Annotated in this window: 10 protein-coding genes; 4 read left to right on the top strand and 6 right to left on the bottom strand. The window is 44.9% G+C overall.

Translation table 11 applies throughout. The annotated features are described in order from the left end of the window. Positions 1-56: 56 nt before the first annotated feature. Positions 57-1,220, bottom strand: coding sequence for a DcaP family trimeric outer membrane transporter (locus PCAR9_RS17170; protein WP_179984663.1), 1,164 nt, complete (start codon positions 1,218-1,220; stop codon positions 57-59). Positions 1,221-1,477: 257 nt separating this feature from the next. Between PCAR9_RS17170 and acs the strand changes: the two genes are divergently transcribed. Both acs and PCAR9_RS17160 read left to right on the top strand, forming a co-directional pair. After that, entirely contained in the window at positions 1,478-3,424 is a 1,947-nt protein-coding gene (gene acs, locus PCAR9_RS17165; RefSeq protein ID WP_179984662.1) for an acetate--CoA ligase, read from the top strand. A 17-nt stretch (positions 3,425-3,441) separates the two neighbouring features. Further along, positions 3,442-4,086 (top strand): response regulator transcription factor, encoded by a 645-nt coding sequence (locus PCAR9_RS17160; RefSeq protein ID WP_179984661.1) that lies wholly within the window; start codon positions 3,442-3,444, stop codon positions 4,084-4,086. Here the strand turns inward: PCAR9_RS17160 and PCAR9_RS17155 are convergent. From PCAR9_RS17155 to rimK, 4 genes are all read right to left on the bottom strand, one after another. Next, on the bottom strand, positions 4,046-5,017 hold the full coding sequence (locus PCAR9_RS17155; protein WP_179984660.1) for a type 2 periplasmic-binding domain-containing protein: 972 nt from the start codon (positions 5,015-5,017) through the stop codon (positions 4,046-4,048). The genes PCAR9_RS17160 and PCAR9_RS17155 overlap by 41 nt on opposite strands. Positions 5,018-5,087: 70 nt before the next feature. After that, entirely contained in the window at positions 5,088-5,522 is a 435-nt protein-coding gene (locus PCAR9_RS17150; protein WP_118491981.1) for an ATP-dependent zinc protease family protein, read from the bottom strand. Positions 5,523-5,537: 15 nt separating this feature from the next. Continuing rightward, positions 5,538-6,569, bottom strand: coding sequence for a succinylglutamate desuccinylase/aspartoacylase family protein (locus tag PCAR9_RS17145; RefSeq protein WP_179984659.1), 1,032 nt, complete (start codon positions 6,567-6,569; stop codon positions 5,538-5,540). A gap of 42 nt (positions 6,570-6,611) precedes the next feature. Then, positions 6,612-7,517: a 30S ribosomal protein S6--L-glutamate ligase gene (gene rimK, locus PCAR9_RS17140; RefSeq protein ID WP_025257684.1), complete on the bottom strand. Its 906-nt coding sequence runs from the start codon at positions 7,515-7,517 to the stop codon at positions 6,612-6,614. A gap of 336 nt (positions 7,518-7,853) precedes the next feature. On the opposite strand from rimK, the gene PCAR9_RS17135 reads away from it, so the two are divergent. Continuing rightward, complete coding sequence (locus PCAR9_RS17135) at positions 7,854-8,477, top strand: mechanosensitive ion channel family protein (protein WP_179984658.1); 624 nt, start codon at positions 7,854-7,856, stop codon at positions 8,475-8,477. A gap of 79 nt (positions 8,478-8,556) precedes the next feature. Here the strand turns inward: PCAR9_RS17135 and PCAR9_RS17130 are convergent, their stop codons facing one another. Next, positions 8,557-12,000 carry a PAS domain-containing hybrid sensor histidine kinase/response regulator gene (locus tag PCAR9_RS17130; protein ID WP_179984657.1) on the bottom strand — a complete coding sequence of 1,148 codons (3,444 nt, stop codon included), beginning with the start codon at positions 11,998-12,000 and terminating at the stop codon, positions 8,557-8,559. 257 nt (positions 12,001-12,257) lie between these two features. Here PCAR9_RS17130 and PCAR9_RS17125 point away from each other — a divergent pair, with 257 nt between their 5' ends. After that, positions 12,258-12,524 carry a DUF4212 domain-containing protein gene (locus tag PCAR9_RS17125; RefSeq protein WP_039216401.1) on the top strand — a complete coding sequence of 89 codons (267 nt, stop codon included), beginning with the start codon at positions 12,258-12,260 and terminating at the stop codon, positions 12,522-12,524. Positions 12,525-12,526: the final 2 nt, after the last annotated feature.

Here is a 12,526-nt window from a genome sequence, read left to right as displayed (position 1 = left end):
TAAGAACAAAAAAACGGCGCTGATGCGCCGTTTCTTAATTAGGTTTCAGTATGTAATTAAAACGCGTATTTAGCTGAAACCTGGAAGCGGTTCATGTCGCCTTCAAGGCCTGCTTCAATTTCGCGCTTTGCGAACGCATATTCAGCACCAACGGTTAGTGCCTTAGTTGGTGAGTACAAGTAATTCACACGTGTACTATAAGTGCTCTCAGTGGTATTTAAGCCTGTGAGTGACACATCATTGTCTGCTTCAAACGCTGAGAACATGATGCTACTGCGCGCTTTTTCGCTCCACTTATGACGGTATGCAATGCCGTAACCCGTTGAGTCGATGGCTTCAAGGTCGCCGCTTTCAGTAAGCACTGCGCCATTTACTGCGTTAAGTGCAGAGTATCTGCCTAAACCTTTACCTGTATTGAACGTGAAGCGAATGTCATCGCCATTCGATAAATTATATTTACCTGTCACCGACACACCAAAGCTGGTTTCGTCAGCGTCAATACCTGCGGCATTATCATAAGAAAGTTGTCTAACTAAGCCCGCTACTTTTACATAACCCCAATCTTGTTTTGTGGTGTAGGCTGCAACCAAATCTGGAACACTGCTGTCATCACTCGTGATCCTGCTACCACCACCAAACGGTGTAATTGTAGATTCTGGGTTTTCTAGTGCAATCTGAAACCCGCCATTGGTATATCTCACCATGACTTGACGGCCAAAGGTGATACCGTCAGTGGTACCAATAAAATCAAGTGATTCTGGTAACGAACCTACGTCCATAAAGGTAGTCCACGTTTGGCCTACCAACCAATTCTTATAAGTTAAGTACGCGTGGCGTACTCGCGGAGTATAAGAGTTACTGATACGCTCATCACCACCGCTAGTCACAACAAAATCCAGCTCGAATACGCCGTTAATAGTGTCACCCTCGGCGGTAGGTGTCGATGTGGCAAAACGGAAACGGGATGTTCTGATGTGTGCATCGAACTGTGGATCTTCGTCAACGCCACCAACGGGAGTTAGTGAAGGTATATAAAAGTCTCGACCTACGCTACCCGAGGCAATGGTGCCATCTGAATAGTCGCTTACCATAGCGTCAACTTTAATATAGCCCGTGAATTTCACACTAGTGTCGCCGATTGTTGCTGCTTGTGCTGTGCCGCCCGCTGCTGCCAGGCACAGCGCTACTGCGGTAGCGGTATTTTTTATTTTAGCTTTCATCGTGTCTGTTCCAAAAAAGTGGTTAAATAAATGTAAATTCAACGTTAACATCGCTGATTGTGTACTTATTATCTCAAATTTAAATAAGCCGATGGTCGCATAAGACTATAGTCTTACTACTTTTAGTCTAACTTTTTTACTAATACCTTAGTTTTATGCTGCTAAGACCAAAGTCTCATTTTGCTTTGTGGGTGAATAGCTAGAGTGTTTCACCATACAACAAGATTTTTACATTATTGATATTGGAGGCAATCTTTATGACCGCCAGCAAAACCTATCCTGTGCCTGAGAACATTCTTCAATCTACTCATTTAACTGCATCGCAGTATGACGAGATGTATAAGCAGTCAGTTGAGGAACCAGAGGCGTTCTGGGCTGAGCACGCGTCTATGCTTGAGTGGTACCAAAAGCCAACCAAAATTAAAAACACCATGTTTGGTGAAAATGATGTGTCTATTAAATGGTTCGAAGACGGTGAGTTAAACGCTAGCTACAACTGTATTGACCGTCACTTGGCAGACAATGCCACAAAAGTTGCCTTTCATTGGGAAGGCGACTCACCGGAAGACAGCCAAGATGTGACATACCAACAAGTGCATTATGAAGTATGTAAGTTAGCGAATGCACTTAAAGAGATGGGAGTCACAAAAGGTGATCGCGTCGCCATTTACATGCCTATGGTACCTGAAGCTGCCTACGCAATGCTTGCGTGCGCACGTATTGGTGCAGTTCACTCGGTAATTTTTGGTGGTTTCTCACCAAACGCTATTGCTGATCGTATTAACGACAGTAGTGCAAAGGTTGTTATTACTGCCGATGAAGGGCGCCGGGCAGGAAGAAGCATTCCGCTTAAAGCCAATGTCGATAAAGCGTTGGCCGATGATGCCTGCCCGTCTATTACACACGTTTTGGTACATAAACTAACGGGTGGCGACGTAGACTGGAACCAGAAGCACGATGTATGGTGGCATGAAGCTGTGGACGGTATGTCTGCCCAGTGTGAACCTGAAGTAATGAATGCGGAAGACCCGCTATTTATTCTCTATACATCAGGTTCTACGGGTACGCCAAAAGGTGTGGTTCATACCACAGGCGGTTATCTACTTTATTCCGCTATGACCTTTAAATACGCTTTCGATTACAAAGACGATGACGTTTACTGGTGTACTGCTGATGTAGGCTGGATCACAGGTCACAGCTATATGGTTTACGGCCCTATGGTTAATGCTGCATCACAAGTCTTCTTCGAAGGTGTACCGACTTATCCAGACGTAAAACGCATAGCTCAGGTAGTAGAAAAATATAAAGTAAACAGTCTATATACTGCGCCAACCGCTATCCGCGCGTTAATGGCGCACGGTGACGTGCCTGCTGAAGGTTGTGATTTATCGTCACTTCGTTTGCTTGGTACAGTGGGTGAGCCAATTAACCCAGAGGCGTGGGAATGGTATCACCGGGTTATTGGTGAAGGTCGTTGCCCTATTATCGATACATGGTGGCAGACTGAAACAGGCGGACACATGATTTTGCCTCTGCCTGGCGCGACAGAATTGAAACCTGGCTCGGCAACCCGTCCGTTCTTTGGCATACAGCCAGCGCTATTTGACGCTGACGGTAATGAACTTGAAGGTGCGGCAGAAGGTAATCTAGTGATTAAAGATAGCTGGCCTAGTCAGGCTAGAACGGTATACGGCGATCATCAGCGCTTTATCAATACCTATTTTAGTGCTTACAAAGGTGTGTACTTCACAGGTGATGGTGCACGTTGTGACGAAGATGGCTTTTATTGGATAACCGGCCGCGTAGACGACGTACTAAACGTGTCTGGTCACCGTTTAGGTACCGCTGAAATAGAAAGTGCGCTTGTTGCCCACTCAAAAGTGGCTGAAGCTGCGGTAGTCGGTTTCCCTCACGATATCAAAGGGCAGGGGATTTACGTTTACGTTACGCCTAATGAAGGTGTTGAAGCAGATGAAGCGCTGACTAAAGAGCTTAAAGCGTGGGTGCGCCAAGAGTTAAGCCCTATTGCTACTCCTGATATGATTCAGTGGTCGAACGGGCTACCTAAGACTCGTTCTGGTAAGATCATGCGCCGTATCCTGCGTAAAATTGCTGCCAATGAGCACGAGCAATTAGGTGATACATCTACATTGGCGGATCCATCGGTTGTTGATACACTGATAGAGGAACGTCTAAATAAGTAGAATTAAGGATATAGACAATGATAACCCTTCTAATCGCTGATGATCACCCGCTGTATCGCGATGCACTACGAGGCGCGTTGTCGTTGTCACTTCCAGCCCTTACTTTAAAAGAGGCGGGAGACCTAAACACCACAGTCGATATCCTTAATAATGAGGATATCGACTTATTGCTTCTTGATTTGCATATGCCTGGCAGCAATGATTTATTCGGCTTGTTGCATATCCGAAAACTTTTTCCTGAACTGCCCGTTGCCGTGGTTTCTGGTACGGAAGACACCACGCTTATTTCAAAAATCATCAGCGTAGGAGCACTCGGTTTTATTCCCAAAACTGCCAGTGCACAAGATATTGCAAACGCAGTAGAAGCTATTTTAGATGGTGACGTGTGGTTGCCTGAAAACTTAAGCGAAGATGTTGATGAGGTAAATGAAGCCTTTTCTGAACTTGCTGACAAAGTCGCGTCGCTTACGCCATCGCAATATAAGGTGCTTTGCTACATGCGAGATGGTTTATTGAATAAGCAAATTGGTTTTAATTTAGATATTGCTGAAGCCACCGTTAAGGCGCATGTTACCGCTATCTTTAAAAAGTTGGGCATCAACAACCGTACCCAAGCGGTACTTATTGCTTCGCAGCTTGAGCTGGAGCCACCGGTTCAGTAACATCGCGTTTAAGCACGGCTTCAGACATAGCAAATTCAGGTAAAAACTTTTCTAACGCCAAGCGGCTTTGCTCGCTCAATAGCGGGTTATTGATTTCAATAACCGTACGCCCATCAATTAAGGTCATCCCTTCTTTAAAGTTCTTATGTGCAAGTAGTAATTCTTGAAACTTCCCGGTTTCAAACAGCATCAGTAGGCCTTCAGCGATACGCCTTGCTAATGCCTGATTATCACTGCCAACAAAGAAAAAGATAGGGCTTGGGTATGAAATGATGAGGTTATCATCAATAGTTAAGCCTTTAGATAAGGTTTTATCGGCGAACTCTTCGTTAATTTCCATCACACTTCGTGGAAATATGTCAGCGAATCCTTCCGAAATAATGCGAAATGAAGCGCGATACGTGGTTTCTAAAACGGGGATATCATTAGCCCGAAAAATCTTTGTATCAGGCCAGTCATACCCCAAAACCGCGCGAAACTCTTGGAGATCTGCAAGGTTTTTTACCTTTTTTAGTCGCACATCCCCCTCTTTAACAAACAAGGCGCGCTTACCAAATAGTCCAGCCATGATGGGAATGCGAATAGGGAGGAACTGGCGCTCGCGCTCGGTTGACGTTACGCTCCACGTTACGTCTAGCATATTGTGCTCTAAGCTACGCAACTGGCGTTCTTGGGCCGTTTCTTGGTTGCTAACAATAAGTTCAAAGGTACCGTACTGCGACTGTGTAACGCGCAAAGCTTCCGTTAGCAGTGACTTAGCGTAAGAGTAAACGCTATCCCTCCCAGGGTGGACATTGGGTAATCGTAAAACGGTATGAGGCAAGTCTGCGCTTACCTCATCAGATGACTGCTGTTGCCCGTGAACAACAAAATGCGCAAGTAAACTCATTAATAAAATGATACGGCTTAATGATTTAGCTTTGATATCCATATTTTTAACTCATATACGTGGCGCGAGCCCTGCTACGTGCTTTGCTAAAGTATAGCCCCTTTTTTAGCTGCTAATCTTTTCCTGTAAGTAAAAAGTCGTGTTCGGGGTCTACAATAAACTGTCCACTCATCGCCTCTCTGCCAAGTAGCATTAAGTAAGTCATTTCAGAGCGGTCTGTAAGCGTTAACTGGATATCCCACTGGAATCCGTCCATAACGATAGGCGTAATGATAACATAGCGTTTCTCACGTGTAGCTGTTGAGCTTTTTACGCGTTTTTTACCTTCAACTCGTGCTTCCCTGCGTACCACACGCTCAACGTTATGAATATCAGGGTGGATATCAAACTTTATCCATAGTTCATCGTTGTGATCAAATTCTTCGATGTTGTCTACATGAAGTGACGATGTTGCCGCACCTGTATCAACACGCACGGTTAAGTCGGAGATAGCAAGTTTGGGCAAGTCGCACAGTTCTACCGCTCCTACAATTTTTTTGTTGTTCATCAGATTTCTACCAATTTATAAATCAGGGCTTTGCTCTGGTGGCAATAAATTGTCTTGTAATAGTTCTACATGTTCGGCAACAGTATCAGGCTCTGAAAAGTATGCAATGTGGTAAACGGCTTCGCCTTCTTGGGTAAGCGGAATATTTTGTTTACCAATAACAACGCCTTCAGCAGGGCTTTCAAGGCTGTCTAAATAATTGCCAAATGGATCTGAAATAGTGGCCAGTTTGTCGCCTTTTTCAACATGATCGCCTAGCTGTGCAAGATGATTGACAAACCCACTTTCAGGCGCGCGTACCCAGCCACTTTGTCTGGCAATGAAACGCTCAATGCTATGGCCTTTGCTACGGCTTTTGTTTAGCATGCCTAAGTGACGCATGGTATTGATAATACCTTTTACGCCTGCGCGAATAGAAAACTCGTCATAGCGTAGTGCTTGGCCTGCTTCATAAAGCAATATTTTTACGCCATTTTCACTGGCCGCCTCGCGCAATGAACCGTCTCGTAATTCCGCGTTTAATAATACCGGCACACCAAACGCCTTAGCCATTTCCAGTACTTCAGGATCGTCTAGATCTGCGCGTATTTGTGGCAAATTACTACGGTGGATAGCGCCTGTATGAAGGTCGATGCCCACGTCACATTTACTTACGACTTCCTTAAAAAACAGGTTCGCTAGTCGGCCGGCAAGCGAGCCCTTTTTACTACCCGGAAAACTGCGGTTCAAATCGCGTCTGTCGGGTAAATAACGAGACTGGTTTAATACGCCATACACATTAACCATGGGCACCGCTATCAAGGTGCCTCTTAAACGCTCAATAGCCTTCGAGCGAATCAGCCGACCCACTATTTCAATACCGTTTAACTCGTCACCGTGAATGGCTGCGCTTACGAACATAATTGGGCCTGGTCGCTTTCCACGCTTCACATAAACGGGAATACTCATGTTGGTAGCCGTGTATAACGGTGGCATCTCCAACTCAATCTTTTTTGTTTCGCCAGGAGCAATGCTTTCACCCCCAATTTTTAAAACATCATTTACCACTAACGTTTTCCTATATTTACGTTACTGCGTAGGTTGAAGGGGTTAGCCTTTACCGCGGGTTTTGGTTTTGTGCGGCTCTGCGCTCTTTTCAATGAACTCAATAATCATACTGGCAACATCTTTGTTGGTCGCTTTTTCGATACCTTCCAGGCCCGGTGAAGAGTTAACTTCCATCACCACAGGACCGTTGTTTGAGCGAAGAATGTCTACACCACAACAGTTTAGTCCCATGGTTTTTGCTGCATCTACCGCCGTTTTGCGCTCGGCAGGGCTTAATCGAACTAAACTTGCCTGACCACCGCGGTGAAGGTTAGAGCGAAACTCTCCCGGAGCAGCCTGACGCTTCATAGCGGCAACGACTTTTCCACCAACTACAAAGCAGCGTATATCGGAGCCGCCCGCCTCTTTGATAAATTCCTGTACTAAGATACTGGCATTAAGCCCCATAAACGCTTCAATAATCGACTCTGCGGCTTTTTGCGTATCAGCCAGAACCACACCTATACCTTGGGTACCTTCTAGCAGCTTAATAACCACTGGTGCGCCACCCACGGTTTTGATCACATCGTCAATTTTATCTGGATGATGAGCAAAGCCGGTTCTAGGCATGCCAATGCCTTTGCGCGAAAGCAGCTGTAGTGAGCGCAGTTTATCTCGCGAACGGCTAATCGCTACTGACTCATTAAGGCTATATGTCCCCATCATTTCAAATTGACGAACGACAGAGGTGCCGTAAAAGCTAACAGATGCACCGATACGCGGGATCACTGCATCATAGTAAGGCAGTTTTTTACCGTTATAGCGAACAGACGGTCGCGCGCTCGTGATATCCATGTAGCAGTGCATAGTGTCGATAACGTCGACCTCATGCCCGCGAGCCTGCCCAGCTTCCACCAAGCGTGAAGTAGAGTAAAGACGTGGATTTCTTGAAAGAATAGCGATGCGCATTATTAAAAAGCCTGTAGTTTGAGATTTATTTTGTCGTTGAATCGACGTTTCATTTACCACGTTAGCACGTGAGTATACCAATCTGTATAGATAATCGCCCACTCAATAGGTTAATTTCTATGCGGGCTGGTATTAAAATTAGACAAGTCATTTTTGCGCGCATACTAATTGAAGTGGTAGGGGGAGTCTTACGAATAATTCTTGTTGTGTCGATTGCTTTTAATGCATGAACTTGTTTGTTATTCACGTTAGCATTAGAGCGCGCTGGCTGTTTAAAAATGATATTAATAATTTTAAGTCAGCATGCTTAACGAAAAGAATTAAGGATTAAAGTTGATGAATGAGTGGTGGCATGGTTTTTTGGCGTGGTTAGTTCAGTACCAGTCAAACGTCGTGTTCAGTGGTTTAGTTCTGCTTATCTACTTGGCAATGTCGCGGAAGTTACTGCCAAAATTAGAAACTAATATCGAAAAATCAAAGCTTAAATCAACGAGTGCCTTGAAAGGGCTTTTTGCTGCGCGTGTGATTGTCGCTACAGTATCGCTTTCCCTGCTGCTTCTGGCATGGGGTATTGATTTCTCGGGCTTACTTGTACTTTCTACGTCAATCATAACTGTCACTGGGGTGGCCCTTTTCGCAAGCTGGTCACTTATTAGTAACATCACAGCGTACTTTATCTTGTTAACGAATGTGGCTTATAGGCGTGGTAATCATGTACGTATTCTTGATGGCGATAACTACATAGAGGGTGTTATTGCGGACGTTGGTCCATTTAGTACACGTTTACTTACTTCAGAGCGTGAAACCCTAATGTACCCAAATAACTTAATTCTAACTCGCCCTGTGCTGCTTAACCCAAAGGAGAAATGGGGCGCAATGGGCAAAGTCGTCGCTAAGTCCAGTGCAGATAAGCCGGTAGTTAAGACCGAAGAGGCTAAACCGCAGGACGAGTTATTATAGGCACGTCTTAATACGTTGTTTGAAGTTCATCTATAGAGAGCGAAAAACGTGGTGAAAATGTATCGTCGCTCCCCATGTACTACACGTTTTTTGCTTCTCTAATGTAACGGGTCATACTTTGAAGTAGCGCACGAAGCTTTGCTGGTTTTAACGGCTTCGCCAAAAAGTTAACACCTTGTGCCTTACATTGGGTAACTAAACTATCATCTGGCGTAGCCGTTATCAGGGCTGCCGGCACAACGATGTTCAACCGATGTCTTATTTCTTCAATCAGCGCGAGCCCATTTTTCTCATCATCAAAACTAAGTTGGTAATCCATCAGTAAGATTTGAGGCTGGATAACTTCACAAACCTTAAGCGCATCTTCCCAGTTATTCGCCAAGAAAACATTAACTCCCCATTTTTGCAATAGGGTTTGCATGGCATCTAAGTTTTCCCTTTGATCGTCAACACAAAGTACATCCATTCCTGTGAACGTGGTGCTGCGTGGCTTTGATGCTACATTAGAAACCAGTTTTGGCTCAGCTTTGGCAAGAGAAAACGCAAAGCAGCTTCCTTTGCCAACTTTCGAGTTAACTCTGATATCACTGTTCAACTGTAGGCTTAAGCGGCGCACCACGCCCAAACCCAAGCCTAACCCATGCTCTTTACTTTCGTTGGCGCGAAAGAAATCGCCGAATATACTGTCTTTTTTATCATTAGAAATACCAATACCTGTATCGATAACCTTGAAATAAACTACTTCTTTAACAGCTTTAACGGTAAAAAGAACCCGCCCTTTTTCGGTGTATTTCACTGCATTTGATAACAAGTTTTGAGTAATTCGGTATAAATAGGTTTTATCCCCTCGTACCCAGCAAGGGCGAATAATCGCTTTAAATCCTAGCCCTTTTTCACGGGCACGCATTGCCATTTCATCAACTAACGGAGAGAGTAGGGCACTTACATCAATTGATTCGATATCGGGTTTCATTTCCCCTTGATCTAATCTAGCAATATCAAGCAAGGTGCCGATGAGCGTTTCACTTGAACTAACGCTATGGCCAAGTTTCTGAATAATAGCTTGGGCCTGCTCAGATAGTTCCTGCTCTTCCAAAGCACTTACGTAGAGCTTAGCCGCATTAAGCGGCTGAAGTACGTCATGACTGGCAAGTGCTAAGAAACGGGTTTTACTGGCGTTGGCATCTTCTGCTGCTTTTCGTGCTCTTATTAGTTCTTTTTCGGCCTCTGAGCGTCGTTCTATTTCAAGGCGAAGCTCAGCGTTGATAGAGTGCACTTCTTCAGTACGCTTTTTAATACGAGCTTCAAGGTCAATATTCGATTCTTCAAGCGCTTGCTGAATTTCCACGTGCCCTGTGATGTCGTTGAAGCTTGTTACAAAGCCGCCGCCGGGCAGTGGGTTACCCACCATTTCAATGACCCGGCCATCTTTGCGTTGTCGAGTGAAGCGGTGTGGCATGCCAGAGCGCAAGTGCGCTAAGCGTTTTTCTACTTCAGCATCGACGTCGTGAGTTCCAAATTCGCCTTGAGAAGCATTGTAGCGGATGAGCTTTTCTATGGGCGTGCCCACAGCAAGTAAGTTGTCAGGGTAAGGGTACAGGTTAGCGTAACGCTTGTTCCAAGCAACCAAATTTAAATGCTTATCTACCACGCTAATGCCTTGATCCATGTTTTCAAGGGAGGTTAACAGCGCTGTCATATTAAATTGCATCGCCTGCGTGGTATCGTCGAAAAAGTTAATAACCTCAGTGAAGTCCATTTTCTTACCACGCAGCGCACTGTCCAGTAAAACCTTAGCGCTCGATGCACCAATTACACCGCCAAGGGCCCGTTCACAAAACGATAAGAACGATTCATCAGGTGTTTCGGTATGGCTTAGCTGGCAATTATTTAACTGTTGGTATTGGTCAAGAAGTTGGTCGCAGCGCCCTGTTCCCATAAAGGTTGAAAGCAAGGTGATGAGATCAGACACGGTAACGTTCGTCGCTTGGGCTTTAACTGTATTATTGCCAGATATAGCGGGTGAAACGAATGCTTCTGCTTGCATTCTGTCAATAAGGCGTTGGGGAGCGAAGTGAGAAAAGAGTACGTAAACAAAGGTGTTTGCAGCCAAGCTAATCATGGCCCCCTGGCTTATAAGTTCGTTTTGCTCCATTTGAGAGACTTGCTCACTTACAATAGGAAGCACTAACCAAAGCACCCAGATAACAAGCCCGACCATAAGCCCCGCATAAACGCCGTGGGCATGAGCGCGTTTCCAGTAAAGACCGCCGACAATGGCAGGCATCAGCTGGATAACCAGTGAAAACGCGATAAGGCCAATGGAGTGTAGAGAGCGACTGCTGGTCATTTGCTGGTGGTAGAGAAAAGCCATCAATAAAATAAAGGCAATAACAATCCGTCTAATTAGGCGGATTTTTTTGGATACGTCTTTTTTGTCGTCGGTGTTGCCTGTGAACGCTAAAATTCGTGGCAATATCACGTCGTTGGTAAGCATGGTACTAAGGGTTAGCGTAGCGACTATGATCATAGCAGTAGCCGCAGACAAACCACCGACAAAAACGATGACTTGAAGAAGCGCAGACTCCGAAAACATCGCAAGAGACAATACATATGAGTCAGGTTCAATGCCCTGACCTGCAAAAATAGCTTTACCTGCGATAGCAATAACGGGAATAACTGCAGAAATAATGGTTAGGTAGAGCGGGAATAGCCAACGCGCTGTGCGTATGTGCCCCAGGCTTAAGTTATCGATAATGGCAACGTGAAACTGACGAGGTAAGCAGACAATGGCTGCCGCAGCCATAATGGTTTGTGCAATGAAGCTAAATGAACCGAACTGAGCAAGTGCAATTTCGTTAGTAAAACTTTCGAAAAATGCACCAGACTGGGTGCGCTTCCACGCGCTATAACCCACGACAGCAACCAGCACTAAAGCAAGAAGCTTGATCGTGGACTCAAATGCTATGGCTAGCATAAGGCCACGCCTATACTCTGTTACATCAGTTTGGCGTGTACCAAAATAAATGGCGAAGGCAGCAATAAAGCCTGTAGCAGCAATGATAATTCCATTGCTGTTAGGTTGCTGAGTTAACAATTGAAAGGTGGCGCCTACCGCCTTAAGCTGAAGCGCAATGTAGGGAATAGTTGCAAGTAGGGCAATAAGAGTAACGACTAGGGCAACGGTTTGGCGTTTGCCATAGCGTGACGCAATGAAGTCTGAAATGGTCGTAATATGCTGCTTTTTACTTACCAACGTTAGTTTATAAATAAACTTGTATCCCAGTGCATAGACTAGGATAGGTCCGAGCATAATCGGAAGGTAAATCCACGTATCCCTGCTTGCTTGCCCCACCATGCCAAAGAAGGTCCATGCGGTACAGTAGATTGCCAGAGCTAATGAATAAATGGCAGGGTGAGAGGTCAATGCTCTTGCGGTAGGCGAGTTCTTTTCTCCCCAACTTGCTAATGAAAACAGCAAAAAAAGGTACAAGACTGCAAGCGTTACCCAACCAAAAACCATAATCTTCCTTTAACTTAGTTTTAACAACTGTGCTGATATTATAATCATTTCGACCATGGTCTACCTACGACCATGGTCTCATTTTGAATTTCACACCTCAGGTCTAGAGTAATAGCCGACCTCCTAAATGCTTGACTTTTGCTGCTTTGTTTCTGTTGTGAACAAAAGTTTCAAACGCAGCAATAACGTTAACAAAGCCGAGCGTTAGGGAATTGTAAAATCATAACAACTAGTTAACCTGACATGAGGGTGAAACAATGGCATTTAGAAACGAAGAGGACAAAAAAGCCTACTGGAGTGAAAACCTTGCGCTCCTAGCTAAGCTTTTAGTCGTTTGGTTCATCGTATCATTTGGTGCCGGCATACTGTTTGTCGATATCTTAAATGAAATTCAGTTCTTTGGCTTTAAATTAGGCTTCTGGTTTGCACAACAGGGCTCAATTTACGTATTTGTTGCATTGATCTTTGTCTATATGGCGAAGATGAACGCCATGGACAAACGCTACGGCGTAGATGAGGAGTAAAT

Origin of the sequence: Alteromonas macleodii (assembly GCF_903772925.1) — a bacterium.
GTDB lineage: Bacteria > Pseudomonadota > Gammaproteobacteria > Enterobacterales > Alteromonadaceae > Alteromonas > Alteromonas macleodii_A.
The sequence above is the reverse complement of the archived record's forward strand: the minus strand, read 5'-3'. Positions and strand labels throughout refer to the sequence as shown.